This window comes from Halocola ammonii, assembly GCF_049334165.1.
GTDB lineage: Bacteria > Bacteroidota > Bacteroidia > Flavobacteriales_D > Sanyastnellaceae > JBEGHD01.
Genome location: NZ_JBEGHD010000006.1, coordinates 129,040 through 145,696, shown reverse-complemented (window position 1 = coordinate 145,696; position 16,657 = coordinate 129,040). Strand labels below are relative to the sequence as shown.

At 44.6% G+C, this 16,657-nt stretch carries 12 protein-coding genes; 4 read left to right on the top strand and 8 right to left on the bottom strand.

Features of this window, described 5'->3' with window-relative positions; translation table 11 throughout:
• The first annotated feature begins 3 nt into the window (after positions 1-3).
• Genes ABHV44_RS07940 through ABHV44_RS07925 form a run of 4 tightly spaced genes read left to right on the top strand, consistent with a single transcriptional unit; the run spans position 4 to position 3,200 of the window.
• Positions 4-600, top strand: coding sequence for a HupE/UreJ family protein (locus ABHV44_RS07940; RefSeq protein ID WP_459074139.1), 597 nt, complete (start codon positions 4-6; stop codon positions 598-600).
• A gap of 26 nt (positions 601-626) precedes the next feature.
• Positions 627-920 carry a membrane protein insertion efficiency factor YidD gene (gene yidD / locus ABHV44_RS07935; RefSeq protein WP_459074138.1) on the top strand — a complete coding sequence of 98 codons (294 nt, stop codon included), beginning with the start codon at positions 627-629 and terminating at the stop codon, positions 918-920.
• Complete coding sequence (gene hemB, locus ABHV44_RS07930; protein WP_459074137.1) at positions 920-1,900, top strand: porphobilinogen synthase; 981 nt, start codon at positions 920-922, stop codon at positions 1,898-1,900. Before yidD ends, hemB begins: the two co-directional genes overlap by 1 nt.
• A gap of 22 nt (positions 1,901-1,922) precedes the next feature.
• A complete protein-coding gene (locus tag ABHV44_RS07925) occupies positions 1,923-3,200 on the top strand; it encodes a sialidase family protein (RefSeq protein ID WP_459074136.1) in 1,278 nt (425 codons plus the stop codon).
• Here the strand turns inward: ABHV44_RS07925 and ABHV44_RS07920 are convergent.
• The 8 genes from ABHV44_RS07920 to ABHV44_RS07885 all read right to left on the bottom strand — a co-directional run bounded on the left by ABHV44_RS07920 (position 3,197) and on the right by ABHV44_RS07885 (position 16,657).
• The gene (locus ABHV44_RS07920; RefSeq protein WP_459074135.1) at positions 3,197-3,586 is read right to left on the bottom strand and encodes an HIT family protein; all 390 of its coding nucleotides are present in this window, start codon (positions 3,584-3,586) and stop codon (positions 3,197-3,199) included. The two genes, ABHV44_RS07925 and ABHV44_RS07920, sit on opposite strands and share 4 nt — an antisense overlap.
• Positions 3,586-4,062, bottom strand: coding sequence for a transcription elongation factor GreA (greA, locus tag ABHV44_RS07915; protein WP_459074134.1), 477 nt, complete (start codon positions 4,060-4,062; stop codon positions 3,586-3,588). Before greA ends, ABHV44_RS07920 begins: the two co-directional genes overlap by 1 nt.
• Before the next feature lie 101 nt (positions 4,063-4,163).
• Positions 4,164-5,210 (bottom strand): PorV/PorQ family protein, encoded by a 1,047-nt coding sequence (locus ABHV44_RS07910; RefSeq protein WP_459074133.1) that lies wholly within the window; start codon positions 5,208-5,210, stop codon positions 4,164-4,166.
• A gap of 41 nt (positions 5,211-5,251) precedes the next feature.
• The gene (locus tag ABHV44_RS07905; protein WP_459074132.1) at positions 5,252-9,388 is read right to left on the bottom strand and encodes a T9SS type A sorting domain-containing protein; all 4,137 of its coding nucleotides are present in this window, start codon (positions 9,386-9,388) and stop codon (positions 5,252-5,254) included.
• Positions 9,389-9,429: 41 nt separating this feature from the next.
• A complete protein-coding gene (locus tag ABHV44_RS07900) occupies positions 9,430-13,128 on the bottom strand; it encodes a carboxypeptidase regulatory-like domain-containing protein (protein WP_459074131.1) in 3,699 nt (1,232 codons plus the stop codon).
• Between the two features lie 285 nt (positions 13,129-13,413).
• Positions 13,414-13,719, bottom strand: coding sequence for a hypothetical protein (locus ABHV44_RS07895; RefSeq protein ID WP_459074130.1), 306 nt, complete (start codon positions 13,717-13,719; stop codon positions 13,414-13,416).
• 8 nt (positions 13,720-13,727) lie between these two features.
• The gene (locus tag ABHV44_RS07890; RefSeq protein ID WP_459074129.1) at positions 13,728-14,642 is read right to left on the bottom strand and encodes a hypothetical protein; all 915 of its coding nucleotides are present in this window, start codon (positions 14,640-14,642) and stop codon (positions 13,728-13,730) included.
• Positions 14,639-16,657: a thioredoxin domain-containing protein gene (locus ABHV44_RS07885; protein ID WP_459074128.1), complete on the bottom strand. Its 2,019-nt coding sequence runs from the start codon at positions 16,655-16,657 to the stop codon at positions 14,639-14,641. Before ABHV44_RS07885 ends, ABHV44_RS07890 begins: the two co-directional genes overlap by 4 nt.

Genomic DNA, 16,657 nt, shown 5'->3' with positions numbered 1-16,657 from the left:
AAATTGAATTTTTCAGACAGCTTTCTTCAGGGGCTTAGTCATATCACAGACATTGATGGGTATGACCACATGCTCTTTTTACTGGCCCTCTGTGCCGTTTACGAATGGCAGCACGTCAAGAGAGTCGCAATTTTGGTCACCGCCTTTACTATTGGTCATAGTGTCACACTCATCTTTGCCAGCCTTGATGGCACCGCCTGGCTTCCTTCCGAAATCATCGAGTTTTTGATTCCCGTGACTATCGGGCTGACCTGCATTTACAACCTTATTGCAGTTTCGAGGATAAGACGATGGACAGTAGAGAAGGAAAGTCCGGGGCCAAAATATATGCTGGCCTTGCTATTCGGATTGATCCACGGATTTGGTTTCTCCAATTACTTCCGAATGATCTCCATGGAGGGAGAGGGATACGTTGCAAATCTTTTCGGCTTTAATCTCGGAGTCGAAATCGGGCAGCTCGCCATTGTGGTTGTCATCCTCACCATCACTTTCATTTTTCTCAATGTCTTCAGAGTAAGGCAGCGCGATTGGACAGTGCTCCTCTCGGGAATTGCCCTTGGAATTACCTTCTTGCTACTCAGGGACACCTGGCCTTTCTAACGGCTCAAATTGAGTATTTTTGCCCCATGTCTCAATGGGTAAAAAGCATTTTTATTTGGCCTATCCGCTTTTATCAGGCGGCCATTTCTCCGCTTTTAGGAAGTAATTGCCGTCACCAGCCAACTTGCTCAAACTATTCGATTGAGGCAATTAAAGAATGGGGTGTACTGAAAGGCACCTGGATGGGAATGAAGAGAATTTCGAAGTGTCATCCCTGGGGTACTCAGGGCTACGATCCCGTACCGAAAAACCCAGAGAAACGACCTGAGCAAGACACGGGGAAACGGAGTGAACTCGGACAAACTGAAAAAAGAAAGTAATGTTTATAAATATCAGACCAAGACGAAATAGAAAAAACCAGGCGATCAGATCAATGGTCCAGGAAACACACTTGACTACTGATCATCTCATTTATCCTTTTTTTGTGGTGGATGGTAAAAACGTGAAGGACCCTATTCCTTCTCTGCCAGGGCTCTATCGATGGTCGGTAGACACATTACTCAAAGAAGTTGACGAGTGTGTGAATCTCGGGCTGCATCATTTTGTTTTGTTTCCTGCGGTTGACGAAAAGCACAAAGATGCTACAGGAAGTTACAGCTACGCAGAAGACAACTTTTACCTCGACATCATTCGTCAGCTGAAGGAAGCCTTTCCAGAAGTTGTTTTGATGAGTGATGTTGCACTTGATCCTTACAGCTCCGATGGTCACGATGGAATTGTGAAAAACGGAGTAATTCTCAATGACGAGACTTTGTCTGTGCTTTCAAAAATGTCCGTTGCTCAGGCACAAGCCGGAATTGACATTATTGGCCCATCAGACATGATGGATGGAAGAGTTGGGGCTATCAGAACCGCCCTCGACAGGGCCGGCTACTCCGCAACAAGCATTATGTCTTACACGGCTAAATATGCGAGTGCTTTCTACGGGCCATTTCGCGATGCGCTTGACAGTGCACCAAAGGCCGGAGACAAGAAAACCTATCAGATGAACCCGGCTAACAAGAAAGAGGCGATTCGCGAAGCACTACTCGACATGGAAGAAGGGGCTGATTACCTCATGGTGAAGCCTGCTCTCAGCTATCTGGATATCATCCACGAACTAAAAGAAGTGGCTGATGTGCCCATTACTGCTTACAATGTTAGTGGCGAATACGCGATGATAAAAGCTGCCTCAGAAAAAGGTTGGCTCGATGGAGAGGCGATAATGGTAGAAACATTGCTCAGCATGCGAAGAGCTGGAGCCGATGGCATTTTATCTTATTTCGGAAAAGAATTTGCCGAATATCAGAAACGTTCATAATGTCTTAAAAGAAGAATCAAAAATGAGATTAATCCATCTTCTATTTCTCCTTGTGATTTCGGGTGCTGCATCTTGCCAGGCTCCAAATGTTTTGATTCACGCTCAAAGCGAAGGTGGATACCTACCTTGTGAACCAACCATAGACATCCACCCTGACAATCCAAACCTCGTTGTAGCCGGATCAATCCTCGACAATGTATACCGAAGCGAAGACGGTGGACAAACCTGGTTTCACGACACTCTCACATCACCGTTTGGTGTTTATGGCGATCCGTGCGTGGTAGCCGGAGACAGTGCGAGTTTCTTTTACTTCCACCTATCGGACCCAGAGGGAAAAGGCTGGTCACACGAAAGCTTGCTGGACAGGATTGTCTGTCAAACAAGCGAAGATGGAGGCAAATCGTGGAATGAAGGTTCCTACGTAGGGCTGAATAATGGCAAGGATCAGGACAAAGAATGGGCTTGCTACGACCACAAGAATAATAGACTGATCACCACCTGGACGCAGTTCGACAAGTATGGAAGCGGTGCTACGGGAGACAGCACGAACATTCTTTTTTCGATGGCCGATGCCCAGGGGGAAAATTGGACTGAGCCAATTCGAATCAACCAACTAGCAGGAAACTGCCTTGACAATGATGGCACGGCCGAAGGAGCTGTACCGTCAGTTGGTCCCAATGGAGAAATCTATGTGGCCTGGGCTTTAAACGAAACCATCTACTTCGATCGCTCTATTGATGAAGGTAAAACCTGGCTCGAAAAAGACATCGAAGCCGGAGAAATCGTAGGTGGCTGGGACATGGAAATTCCTGGAATTCAAAGATGCAACGGCATGCCCGTAACTGCAACGGACTTGAGTGATGGGCCGAATCGCGGTACGATTTACATCAATTATGCAGATCAGAAGAACGGCAAAAAAGACACGGATGTTTGGATCATCAAGTCAGAAGATCAGGGAGACAGCTGGTCTGAGCCTTTGCGGGTGAACGATGATGGAAAGGGCAACCACCAGTTTTTCACCTGGATGGACGTTGATCCCGTAACTGGCAACATCTACGTGGTGTTTTACGATCGTAGAAATCACCAGGACAAAAAAACCGATGTTTACCTGGCGATTTCCAAAGATGGAGGCGAGACTTTTGAAAACAGGAAAATCAGTGAATCTCCTTTCACTCCAGAGGAAAGCGTGTTTTTCGGTGATTACAACAACATCTCAGCTTTCAATGGCATAGTCCGCCCTATATGGACGCGCTATGAAAATGGAGTGATGAGCATTTGGACAGCCTTGATCAAGGACTAAGCCGTTCGAATTTTCTCAGCAATTTCTGCGAGCTCTTCGTCTGAAAGATTCATTTTTTCACGCTGAAAGTTGATGTCACCTACGCTTTGAAGAGGAATGAGGTGAACGTGTGCATGAGGCACCTCCAGTCCAATAATGGCAACGCCAATACGCTTGCACGGTATTGCTTTCTCTATTTTTGCCGCCACCTTTTTAGCAAAGATGTTGATCCCAGACAGGAGATCATTGTCTAAGTCGAAAAAATAATTGACCTCTTTTTTTGGAATAACGAGGGTGTGTCCTTTGGCAAGAGGTGAAATATCCAGAAAGGCGAGGAATTTCTCATCTTCAGCGATTTTGTGTGCCGGGATGTCCCCATTGATTATTTTGGTGAAAAGTGACGCCATTATCTCGTGATTTCCAGTATTTCAAATTTCACAGTCCCTGCAGGAATTTCAACTTCTGCAATGTCGCCAACCTCTTTACCTACTAACCCTTTTCCAATTGGCGAATCTATCGAGATTTTTTTCTCTGCAAGGTTTGCTTCGTTCTCAGCAACAAGCTTATAAGTCATTACTGAGTTATTGTTCAGATTCTTGATCTTCACAGTACAAAGAATGTAAACTTTTGAATCATCAATTTGAGATTCGTCTACAATCCGCGCATTGGCTATCACGCCTTCCAGTTTGGATATTTTGGCCTCTAGTATCCCCTGAGCCTCCTTGGCAGCGTCATACTCGGCATTTTCGGATAGATCGCCCTTATCTCGTGCCTCAGCTATTTGCTGCGAAATTTTCGGGCGCTCTACGCTCTTCATATGGTTGAGCTCATCCTTGAGCTTCTTAAGTCCTTCTTCTGTGTAGTAAGCTACTTGCTGTGACATAACGTTTCGATTGATATTAGACACATAGACATAAAAACGAGAAAACCCTCGCATGAAGGGCTTTCTCGTTCCTTAAACAAATTTAGTAAAAAGTAGATCTTTTACAAGTCGATGTGCAGTCCTATGTTATGAACACCGCTGAACAAGAATGTCGTTTGGTATGAGTAATCGATTCCAATAATCGTTTCGTTTTCACCGGCTGGAAACTGTGCTGTGAATCCGGCAGATGGACCAGTGAACACAGTCATTCTTGCTTCTTCGTCTGTCAATTCATCCTCCCACTGGTAACCAGCTCTGGCAATGAAGATATCGTTAAACGAGTACTCTGCTCCAATAGCGAACTGATCTCGCGTAAACGAATTCGAAGTAAACATCCCTGTCGCAGTAATGCGATTTTTCTCATCCAGGTTGAAATCATATCCAAACCCAATGTTTACAAGTGAAGGCAGCTCGTAAAGCGCTGACCTTTGTTCCACTGTCAAAACGCTTCCGTTGTTGATTTCTCCTGTGACAGCCAAACCATCACCAGAGTAGCTCATAGATGGACCTACGTTTTTGAGAGCGATACCAAAGTGTACCTGATCCTGTTCACCAGTTACGTACTGGATACCTGCATCAAAAGCAACACCTTGAGCTCTAACGTTGGAGATGGACTCGGACAACATCTTCACGGTAATTCCACCGTAAATACTGTTGGAGAACTCTTTGGCGTAAGAGAGACCGATAATAGTATTTGCCGGTGCGAAAGTACCAATCCCGCCTTCGGGTAGATCCTCAGTAGTGATCATGATGTCACCGAAGCCCATGTTTGAAACTGTTAATCCCAAAACACTAGACTCCCCGACTCTCTGACCCAAACCAAAACTATTGATTTGGATATCGGAACCTACCAGGTATTGTGAGTTTGTGAATAGCAACTCTGTTTTCTCGAGGAATGCCAATCCGGCAATATTCAAGTGAGAAGACTCAATTCCAGTAATCGTGGCCATGTTCGCATTGGAAAGGCCTGAACTTCTGGCCCAGGGGTTGATCAGCAACTGCTGAGCACCGGACGAACCTGCACGGTCTGGGTTTCCCGCTTGAATGGCCGTACTAACACTCAAAAGAAGTGTCAGAAAGCAAAGTTGAATTGATGAACGTAATTTCATAATAATTCTCTTTCAATAATTGATTCTAGTCAGTGACTGGTTTAGAAGTTTTCGAGATCGACTGGGCGCATTGCACCGAACCATTTCAATACAGCTTCTCCAACATCCGGAACTTCCACGTGAATGATATATACACCCGATGCAATCGGAATATTTCTGTGGTTTTTCAAGTCCCATTCAATGTATGTTAGAGGGTCAGCTTTCTTGTACTGACGTACCAGCGTACCACCTACTGTAAATATCGAGACTGTACATTCTTCTGGTAGATTCACAATCTTCACACGGTTGTCCAAACGGTTGTTCTCGTAAGCTGAGAAAGCGTAATATGGATTTGGCACAACGTTGATGCAGTCTAATACTTCGTTCTCTAGTGTGGCCGAGCTTTGTAGCTGCGGAGCCTCATTTCTCGTATTGAATGTGTAGAGCGGATTCCAGAAATTCTCAGCACCAGTCAGGTCTTCCTCATCCAACTGAGTAGGAGAATACTTTCTGTAAGGAACCGCTACTCTCAATCTCACGAGTACTTCGCTTGGAATAAGTCCATCCTCAGGAGCAAGCAATTCTGCATCTTCAGCAAGAAGTGATGAACCAACCCAAGTACAAGACTCCCACACATTTCTAAGTGCAAGAATTCCACCGTCTTCTTCAAGGTTTTCATATAGATAAGCACCCTGATCATACTCTGGCATTTTGCCATCATTGTCTTTATAATCCGCCATGTTGCGGTAGACGTAGATCCAGTGCTGTCCACCAGCGTAGATTTCACCGAGTTGGCTTCCAAGTCGTGAAGTAGGGTTCCACAACATGTCACGTCCGTTCTCACTTCCGTACCATGAGTCCTCACCGAAAGCCATGTTCAATCTTTCACCTGTGTTCAGGTCTACTGCATAACCCGGGAACCATCCCATTCCGATATCTCCAGTGAGATTAGCTTCAGATGCATTACCACCCTCAGCCACTGTCAAACCATTCTTGTCAACAGAAGGGTGTCTACGAAGACCCATTTTGCGACCTTCACCGTCACCAAGAACATCCTGCATCAAGTCTTCATCTACTTGCATCTCCAGTACTGGACATCTCGTCCACTTTGATTTATCTGGAGTCATAACAACATTCACGTTATTCAGAATTCTAAACCCATCTGTGAATTGTGTACCCGCAATGTTCGGCATTGTAGGCGCCATATTCAGTGTGAAGTTTTGACCGTCCACAGAGGCTGCCGCAAGAGCATAAGGCCCCCAGGTTCCTCCAAGAATATTTTCATACAATTCATCTGGATCTCTCAAGATTCCAGATCTATCATCAAAAGCGGCTTCCTCTGGTGGAGCTGTACTCTCACTTTCAAGTGTTCCTGAGCGAATCCAGTTCAAAGGAGTCAAACCATCCTGATCAGGAATACCATTGTACCAAACATTATTAGGGTCTGCAACGAGAACAGATGATTCAAGTGGCACAAGAATGTCATTTGACAATGGCTCAAGTGCATCGCTTGGAGTATACTCCATTGTGTATTGTTTCCATGTTACACTCAATCCCCAGTCAAGAATAAGTTCTTCGTTGAGGACATGGATACTCTGTGTCGACTCAAACCTCCATTCTGATGTGTCATCCGGTGTGGCTTGCTTCTGAGTCAGGTTATCCAGTTCCCAGAAAACAGTGTCTGACTCAAGGTCTGCGTTATTAGGAGCAAGTCTCAATTCGAAATCCGCAGAAATCAATCTAACAGGGTCGGCAACGAAAACATTAACCGGGCCACCATTACCCATATACTCAACAGTTTCTGTTCTGTTCTCTTCGAGTATTCTCTCTTCCATTGCAAAGTCAATGTTGAGAACGTTTCTGCCGTTACCTGTTCCTTCGATTTGCGTAAGACGAACACCATCACCGTAGCCTGAGTTTAAAACTGTTCCACCAGCTTCCGGGCTCACTTTGTGTGGTATTCCAGTGTAAACCCGGATTCCACCCACAGCAGCCTTTCTGGATTCCAGGTATTCTGTATCCTGACCGGTATTTTGATCGGGCATGAATTCTTCATACTGGTTGGCACCATAGGCCATCACAATAAAGTGATAAGCAGTGTGGTTCACGAGCCCAGAACTTCCTTGTGAGAACTGGTCTGTAGTAACTCTGAAAGAGTGTTGAATACCTTCGTTGTTAGCATCTACCATCAACTGAGGCACAGCAGCATTAATATCTGGATCAAACGTGTAGTTCACGAGATCTCCGACCATGTCCTCTTTATCTACCTGATAAATAAGACGTGCTCTTGAATTGTCTCCAAGCTCGTCAGCAGTAACATTTTCGTCTGCCACCTGATAAACTTTGTATCCCTGGAAAGTATATGATCTCTCAAGTTCTGTCAAAGGTTCACCTTCAGAATCGATCGGGCTAATACTTGGGTCGAACTGAACGTAGTTCTCGCGGTAGTTATTCGACACTGGGTTTTCATTGCTGATGTAAAGCACCAGTTCATTTTCCATTTCCTGGATCTGAACATCTGGAGCATCTGGTCCAGAAATAAGGTCGAAGCAGTTATCAAAAAGTGCCTGAGCTTTGTCATCAGCAGCTTTAAGGAGGTCTACTGAAGCAGTGTTCGAACCACTGTTAGCTTTAGCCCAAACCACACCAACTGTAATGTTATTGTAGTCACCTGGTTCAAGAGTAAAAGGACCTGCAGACTGCAAAAATCTTCTATCTCCAGGAGGATTTCCTTCACTTTCTTCTGACCAGGGATCTTGTGGGTTTCCACCTGTTCCCCATCCAATTTCATCTGTGTCTCCAGGGAACATGTAATCAGCTCTAATTGATCCACTAGTTCCATCTCCACCGTAAGTCATAACATCGTTATTCTTCCAACGCCCTGTCATGTAGTTGTAGTGGTGCAGTGCAGTTGATGGGTCACCGTTTACGGGGTTACCACCAATATTGTAGTAAACGAACTTTCTCATACCGAAACGCTCATTATCTACGATAGAATCACCGTATCCAATACCAATACCATTGTAAGGAATACCATCTTCTTCAATGGCTACCTGATAATTTTCAATGAGTGGGTTATCTACACCATCTTCATCCTGGTAAGGTCCTTCAAAGAAATCGACACCAACCGCAGGAGGAGTTCCTGAGTAAGTTTGCTGATCGGATGGTCCATCATCGTTGTCACCATTGTAGGCAAATCCAAGTCCACGCTGAACATCACACCCAACGAAATCATCTTCACTACCTCCAACGTCAGGGTCAACCCACTGACAGAAATAAGTATCGTTCAATGTTTGAGTACCCTGGTTGATCACAACATAGTTGTAAAACGTCATGTTGTTGATCTCATCGTTAGTTGCAAAAGCAAAAGCCTGGGCACGTATCTCCATACCGATAGGTTGTCCCTGAGACTCGGTGTGGATGTTACCTTTATCATTGAAAATCCAGTAGTAGTTTCTGTCACCAAAAAGAGGTACTACATCTTCTCTTCTTCTATTTGCACAGTCAATTTCTGAGAACAAGTCATAATACGGATAGTCACCATCAGTAGGATTGTAGAATCCATCTTCATTATAGTCATAGAATGGTGCCAGGTAGTAATCCTGTCCGACATCTGTGTCACCGTGAGCTGGCCATTCGTCAAAAATAGAAGGCTGCACATAGCCGGCTAGTCCCTGAGATTCCAGGTCACATTCAGGATCATTGAGGCAATCGTAATACTGGCGGTGCTGCTCAGCCATTTGACGAGTTGTTGGATAGAACTCGTCATAAGCAGTACAAGTTTCAGCATCAATTTCAGCGGTGTTCGCTGTGAGCGGCCCCGGCCAAAAATCGTTACCGCTAGTTCTAAATGTAACAGCGGCCAGCTTCAGCTGCTGGTCAGGCGAGTATCCACCCATCCATAAAGCTCCAGCATAAATACTGTGAATTCCTTCTCCTCGTGGAACCTCGTAAGAAGCACGACCTGTAGAGCGGTCCTGCCACATTGATCCACCTTGTTCGATGAATGCTCGCACATTATTAAACTCCAGGAATCTCGAAGCTTCAGCTGGAGCACATCCAGCCGCACGAGTTTGGTTCACTTGCTGATTTTCTGATGAACCATCACCTCCCTTGTGTTCGTATTTGTATGCATAGGAAGAACTGCCTGCAAAAAGGAGGCCTCCCACTACTAGCATAATTCTATTTAAAGCTGTCATAATACTTTGTTGTTTTTGGGACAGATTCGATCTGCAAATTCTTAAAAGTCTAGTTTAACACCTAAGCGGATCGTACGCGGAGCACCATAGTTGAATGGGTCATTTGCGTACATAGAGTAGTAATTTCTGTAAGCAGACGATGAGTTTTGAGTTTCGATGAACTGCTGGAATTGTGCAGCAGACAGGTAACCGTCATCATCCGCAACACCCGTAAAGCGATACACGTCAAGAATGTTTCTTGTGTTAAACAAGTTTGTAATCCAGAGATATACATTCAGGTTAGCAGTCTTGGCTTTCTCTCCATCTTCATCTTTTCCAAATTGGAGAGTGAAGTTTCTGTCGATCTGAAGATCGACCTGGAATTGCCATGGTAAACGCGAACCGTTTATTTGTCCTTCTGTAGTAGCCGAACCTTGTACTCCATCAACCGCAAAAGGAGTTGCTGATGATGTGTAAGGTGTACCACTTCCGAGGTTCGCAATCATATTCGCACCAGTATTGGCGAAAACTTGCTTTCCAAACCAAACAGGTCCGTTGTAATCTTTTCCTTCACCGTAGCGGTAATCAATAGTAGCGTTGATTCTGTGACGCTGGTCGTAGTTGAATGGGAAAGTACTTCTCAAGTTTGGAAGACCCGCGTTGATAAGACGAAGGGCAGTTTGGTTTGTAGATCCAGTACCATCAGCAAACTGAAGCGTGTAAGATCCACGGATCGAAACATTTCCTGTTCTTCTCAAATCGTAGCTAACTGTAAGACCTTTTACAGTACCGAAATCCAGGTTACTGAACGTTCTGTAGTTACGAGGATAAGCTCCAATAAAGCTTCTCACCTGAATCATATCTTTCAGATCGCGGTAGAAGGCAGAGATTTTAAGTGATGACGTTCTTGTCAAAACCTGCTGGAAACCAAGCTCGTAATCAACAGTTCTCGTAGGGCGAAGATCCGGGTTATTCATCAACACGTTTCTCGACTCAATGAAAAGGTAGTCGATCGGGTTAAACTGGATGTTACTTGTAGGTCGCTGAGTAAGGATGTCGTAGTGTGCGAAGAATACTGCCTCATCAGAAATAGGGAATGAGAAAGCAATACGTGGCATCACATTTACCTGAGGAGTGTAATCTTCGAAAGCATCTTCTGTCAATTCATCCGGGTCACCATTCAACAGTGGTGCTGGTTGACCGCTAGTAGAAGCAAGTGACACGAGAGGGTCATCTACGATTGTACCGCTGGCATTGTACCAGGTGTTTCCGGTTCTGTATCCAACAATCGAAGAAGGATCACCAACATCATCAACATATACAACGTAATCGTCACCAATATTTCCTGGGTGTGTTACAGATTGGCCACCAACGCTGGTTACTTCACCTGCAGTAATGGCATCCCCAACTACGTATGGATCTTTTAACACAGGCTGGTTAGCATCGAATCGGTCAACACGCACACCTACGTTAAAGATGATATCATCAAAAGAGAACTTGTCCATCGCGTAACCAGCGATATAAACTGGTTCGTATGCTGCAATCGGACGAGTAAGTTCACCTCTTTCATTCGTTTCATTGAAGAAATCGTCAATTGTAGGACGAGCTCCTGTTTGCAATTCTCCGTATGCATCATAACCGTAGTAAGATACAAGGTTGTTACCCTGGTTCAGCAATTCATCTGGAGAAAACATATCGAGTGAAAGAACTTCTGGATCAATCGCATCAAAGTCGATGAAATCGTTTCCGTTTGGATCAAGTCCAAGTTCCTGACGCAGTCTGTAATCAAACTGGAACTGTCCTTCACCAATCAAACGATCGTAAACGATGTAGTCAAAATTACCTTGGTTATACGTGTTCGCAATACTTGAAGTATCCAACTCAGCAATGTGAGAGTTCACATACTGTCTACCAATAGTCCAAAGACCTACCGGTGAAATTGCGAAGAAGTTATCTCTTCGTTGCTCATACTCAAATCCAATTTGAACAGCGTGGTCTCCAATATCGGCAGAACCTGCAGCCGTAACACGGAACTGACTGTTGTTGCTCAAAGAGTAGCGGTTACCCTGAGTACCTGGGTAAGTCCACAGGTTATAAATTTCTGAAGGGTCATCACCATTTCTAAGAGCGTTACCATTTTGAACTCGGTCAATATTGGAGTAAGGCCCGAGATTATCCGGATCGTATGGATCTGGGTCGTAAAGTCCGAAGTACTGCTCGTTAATTGCAGCCAAATTCGGATTGTAAGGAGAAGGTGCATATGTCACCAATGTATCCTCGAAACCATCGTGGATAAATGCGTTTTGCTCTGGGTCAAAAGTGAAAGAGTTTCTAGAGTATGTGTCGAAGTACCCAACGTGACCGTACTTAAAGTAGTCGTCTCCGTGAGTTTCATCCTCGAAACGTTGGTAGTTCTTTGAGTAATCAATCATCAATGTGTAATACACATTTTTGAGAAGGTTGTCATCATCTACATTCTCATTTTCCTCATCGAGGAAACGCTGAGAAAACTTACCAAACACCCTCCAGTCGCGACTAGTCAACTTAAGGTTGTTTTCCCAGTTCATCAACATATTGTCATAACGGGTGCTCGCAAACTCAGGAGTAGAAACACCGAAATCTCCGGAACCACCAAACGTGAGGTTGATAGTTGGCGTGGTCGTTACATCAATTTTACCAGAGATAGTACCGCTTCTTTGACCGGCATTCAAACGAGTAGGAACACGCTCGAAGGCATCAGCCTGTAGGAAGTCGGTATTGTAAAGAGCTCCTTGCTGACCATCCTGAGTCTGGAATCTTCTCAATGGGTTGGCGAGAATATCTGCTTTAGCTTCATCAGTAATTCTCCAAACGCCATCGTAAGTTGGGCGAGGATCAACTTCACTCGTGTAGTTACCAGAAACGAAGAAACCGAGAAGCGGCTCCGTTTTGTTTCCTTCTTCATCTTTCTTAAATGCAATTGGACCACTGAGGAAACCTTCAAAAAGGTTATAGCCAAAGCGATCTAATCCGTAGGCTGTCTCACCAGATTTAAAACCAGAAGTAACGAATTCCACACCACCGAAGTAAGTAGAAGACGCACCACGCGTTGTAATACTAATGATACCACCAGTTGCATCACCATAGTTGGCAGGAACACCACCAGTGATTACAGAAATTTCTTCAATTGCCGATTTTGGAAGATTAGTTGAACCACGAACCTTGATACCATCTATATAATAGTAGGTATTATCTGAACGAGCACCTCGGATCGAAATTCCACCACCCGTTCCGGCTGTATTCACACCACCAACGGTTGTGGCAATTGCCTGAGCAGAACGTCCAGGCATTTTTTGGATACTCTCACGAGTAACGGTTCCACCCGATGCACCACCATCTTTATCGATCAATGGTACATTAAAATCAATCACCTCTGCCGCTTCGAGCTGAACACCTGCGCTCAGCTTAGCATCGAGGAATGTGATTTTATTGGAATTTACTTTAACACCTGTAACTTTTTTGGACTGATATCCGACATATGAAAACTGAACGTCATACGTTCCGGGATCTACAGGCTTGATGTTATACTTCCCATCGAAGTCAGTGTTTCCACCACTATATTGGCTTCCACCTTTGAGCACAATCACGTTCACAAAAGGAAGCGGCTCGCCAGTTTCGGCATCGGTCACTGTTCCTTCAAGTGAACCGGAGTTGGTCTGTGAAAAGCCCAGCCCAACAGAAAATACAGTTAGAAAAAGGGCAATGTAAAACTTTCGATACATACAGCACGGTTTATGGTTAGACTATCTATTTCTCAACAAACGGGGGTAAATATAGAAATAAATAGTTCAGTTATCAAAACGCCAATTTCGCTTGTCTTGCAAGCCTTTCGTAAGACTTTCAGATTTAGAAAAATCGGTGTTACCTGAGCCATTTATAATTTTTTGGCTCTTTACCCACAATCAAAGATAGATGATTGATACCGTGCCCAAAAAGAATTCGCACGCACAAGATTTCAAAAGTATACAAGTCTACTTTTGAGTGTCGCACGGGGTGTGCCGGGACGGCTAAAATTTTCTTTTTCGGAACCAGCGTTTCCAGAATGGAAGTCGCTTGCCGGAGGAATATCTCTCCGATTTTTTGCGCGTTCGCTTCATTCGCTTGCGCGTTTTCTTGTCCTGAATTTTTTTCTGACGCTCTCGTTTCATTTGAAGCTCTTCCATTTGCTTTTGCTTGCGAGCTTCCTTCATTTCTTTTTGCTCTTTCATTTGCTCTTTGGCCGTCTTCCCTTTTTCACGCTGAGCTGTGGCCGCGTTAGAGAAACTCAAAAAGAGTACTAAAACTGAAACGATTGTGATCAAAAACTTCTTCATAAACTGACTTACTCTTTATCTCCTTTTCTAAAAGTAAAGAAATACTTGGTGATATTCATAATGTTGCTCTCCAGCTCTCTGTGGATGGTCGAGTGCAACAGCATCCTCTCATCGTAAATGAGCTCTGTTCGGTACTTCTTCTTCCCATTCTCAAAATGATCGATAAACAGGAGGTTGCCCATTTCACCGTAAACGAATTTCTTTTCGCTGGTGTTACCTCCCGGAGAATGCTCTTCCTTAATGGACGATATCCAGCCGTTATTATTGTATGAATAGACAGAGCGGATTTTTTGTCCCGACACAGTGTATTCCAACGTTTCTGACAGCAAGTAGCCATTGCTGTTCTTTACTGTCTTTACTTTTTTATACGGAAGCCCGTGATTATTCAGCGTGATCCTGACGGTGACTGTATCGATAATTTCTTTGTATTCGAACTGCTCCTTATTAATAAGGTATTCCTCTCTGGGTTCGAACCTGGCTCGAGTTGTCGACTTATTCGAATATCTGTAATAGCGTTTTTCCTCTAATCTTTCTTCCTCGCCATACTCATTTCGCTCCGCATAGAAGCCACGCTTGTCGGATTCCACCTTCTCGACAACATTGCCATGACTATTGTAGTCCCACAAGATGTGGAGGGTATCCAAAGAGCCGAACATTTTTCTGACCTTGTAGAGTTTCTTCAATTTTCCTTCTTCTCCAAAAACATACTCTTCACCTCCGGGCAGCTTTTTCATGGTCTCGCCATTGCGCTTTATCCAAGACTCTCCTCTGACACTTTCAATGTTGTTGTTTTCGATAAACTCTTCTGAGAAAAACATTTCGTCTTCGAAAGCTCGGCCAGTGCGATTATCGATTAGCTGACTCTGCGCTGAGGTTGTGATCAACACATTCAGCAATAGGATCAAAGTGAATTTTCTCTTCATCGATTCATTTCTTCCAGGGCATCCTCTACTGAAGACACAGGTGACTTGCAGGTTTTGTCCACACAAACGTAGATGGTGTCTTCATCTGGCTTGTGTTTGCCTTTTAATAGTCGCAAATCAGTCGAACGGTCTGCAAACAAAAGTATTTTTCCAGGGAGAAAAAGACTGTTGAGTTTCTCGAGGTTTTTAGCAGAATTCGGCCCCGAAACAACAACTTCGAAAAAAGGATTGGCAAACCACTGTAAAAGTTGCGCCCAATTTGAGAATGCAGAACCGTGGCGCATCACCGGAACTGTGTTGGAGAGCATTTGTCGACTCTTCACGATGTATTTTTCATCACTGAAGAAATGCCCGAGTCTGAAGAAAGATTTCGCCAAAGACGAGTTTGTAGCAGGAATCACGTTGTCCATGACTTCCTGCTTTTTGGCGAACAGCAGTTCAGACTGGTCGGCACTGAACCAAAACATTCCGTTCTCACCTTCAAATTTTTCGATAGTCATTTCTGCCAGACTTTTTGCCCTTTGTAACCAGTCTCCATCAAAGGCGATTTCATAAAGATCCAAAAAGGCCTCGATGGTGAAAGCGTAATCTTCGAGTGATCCGGGAATCGACTTATCCTTCGATTTGAAGCTTCTTACCAATTCGCCATCCACAAAACGACTACTCCAAATCTGCTCAGCTGCCCGAACTGCTTTTTCCCTGTAGTTGGATTTTGGAAACGCCTTAGCGGCAGCCACAAGCCCGGATATCATCATTGCATTCCAGGAAGTGAGCATTTTGTCATCGAGGCCCGGTCGAATTCTCTTCGCCCGTTCCTGAAGCAAGGTCTTTTTTATCCGGTCAACTTTTTCATAAAGCTTGTCTGGAGTGATATTCTTCTTTTCGGCAAAATCCACATCAGAAACAGACCTTAATAATATGTACACATCATTTTCCCAATAGCCTCTGGCGTCCACGCCAAAGTAATCTCTAACAAAAGGAAAATCTTCTTCAAGAATCTCCTCGAGCTCCTGTTTCTTCCAGGTGTAAAACTTCCCCTCGACTCCTTCACTGTCGGCATCGAGACCGCTATAAAAGAGACCACTCTCATCGGTCATTTCTCTTTCGATGAAGTCGAGCGTTTCTTTCACAACTCTCCCGTACTCTCTCTCACCTGTAAGCTGAAAAGCACTGCTGTAGAGGGATACTAGCTGCGCGTTGTCGTAGAGCATCTTTTCAAAGTGCGGCACTTTCCATTCAGGGTCCACGCTATAGCGGGCAAAGCCTCCACCCACCTGATCGTAAATTCCTCCGCGGCACATCTCGTTGAGCGTGGTTTTTACGTAATTCAACACCTGCTCTTCGTCCTGATAAAAAGAGTAATCCAACAGAAACTGATAGTTATTGGGCATGGGAAATTTTGGCGCCCGATTGGGTCCGCCTTTTTGCCGATCCCACGAATTCGACCAGTTCAAAACCAGCGATCTCAACTGACCGTTTTCAAACGGACTTTCTTCTTCTGATTTCTCAACAAGATCTACCTGGGCCACTCCCCGCTGAAGTTTCTCAGCATACTTTTCCATTTTCTCAAGATCCTCGGTTTTGAGTTTTACAAGCGCGTCCATCACGTGCATCCACTGCTCCTTTGGAAAATAGGTCCCTCCGTAAACGGGCCGCCCATCGGGAAGTGCAAAACAATTGAGTGGCCAGCCGCCCGACTGGGTCATGAGCTGCACGGCCGACATGTAAACCTGATCGACTTCTGGGTGCTCTTCGCGATCGACTTTTACGCATACAAAATGCTCGTTCATGACTTTGGCGGCTTCTTCATCTTCGAATGTTTCGCGCTCCATCACATGACACCAGTGGCAAGCGCTGTAACCGATACTTACCAGCACGAGTTTGTTTTCATTCTTAGCTTGTTCAAAAGCATCTTCGCCCCAGGGCATCCAGTCAACAGGGTTGTGCGCATGTTGCAAAAGGTAGGGACTGCTCTCTTCTGCCAGTGCATTTGTGTATTTCTTGTTTTCACTCAT

What these genes read in the sequence shown, in the direction of transcription:
- ABHV44_RS07920 (WP_459074135.1), bottom strand. Translation starts at nt 3,586, where the DNA reads ATGGCGTCACTTTTCACCAAAATAATCAATGGGGACATCCCGGCACAC.
- hemB (WP_459074137.1), top strand. Translation starts at nt 920, where the DNA reads ATGTTTATAAATATCAGACCAAGACGAAATAGAAAAAACCAGGCGATC.
- ABHV44_RS07895 (WP_459074130.1), bottom strand. Translation starts at nt 13,719, where the DNA reads ATGAAGAAGTTTTTGATCACAATCGTTTCAGTTTTAGTACTCTTTTTG.
- greA (WP_459074134.1), bottom strand. Translation starts at nt 4,062, where the DNA reads ATGTCACAGCAAGTAGCTTACTACACAGAAGAAGGACTTAAGAAGCTC.
- ABHV44_RS07885 (WP_459074128.1), bottom strand. Translation starts at nt 16,657, where the DNA reads ATGAGTGAAAACAAGAAATACACAAATGCACTGGCAGAAGAGAGCAGT.
- yidD (WP_459074138.1), top strand. Translation starts at nt 627, where the DNA reads ATGTCTCAATGGGTAAAAAGCATTTTTATTTGGCCTATCCGCTTTTAT.
- ABHV44_RS07905 (WP_459074132.1), bottom strand. Translation starts at nt 9,388, where the DNA reads ATGACAGCTTTAAATAGAATTATGCTAGTAGTGGGAGGCCTCCTTTTT.
- ABHV44_RS07925 (WP_459074136.1), top strand. Translation starts at nt 1,923, where the DNA reads ATGAGATTAATCCATCTTCTATTTCTCCTTGTGATTTCGGGTGCTGCA.
- ABHV44_RS07900 (WP_459074131.1), bottom strand. Translation starts at nt 13,128, where the DNA reads ATGTATCGAAAGTTTTACATTGCCCTTTTTCTAACTGTATTTTCTGTT.
- ABHV44_RS07890 (WP_459074129.1), bottom strand. Translation starts at nt 14,642, where the DNA reads ATGAAGAGAAAATTCACTTTGATCCTATTGCTGAATGTGTTGATCACA.
- ABHV44_RS07910 (WP_459074133.1), bottom strand. Translation starts at nt 5,210, where the DNA reads ATGAAATTACGTTCATCAATTCAACTTTGCTTTCTGACACTTCTTTTG.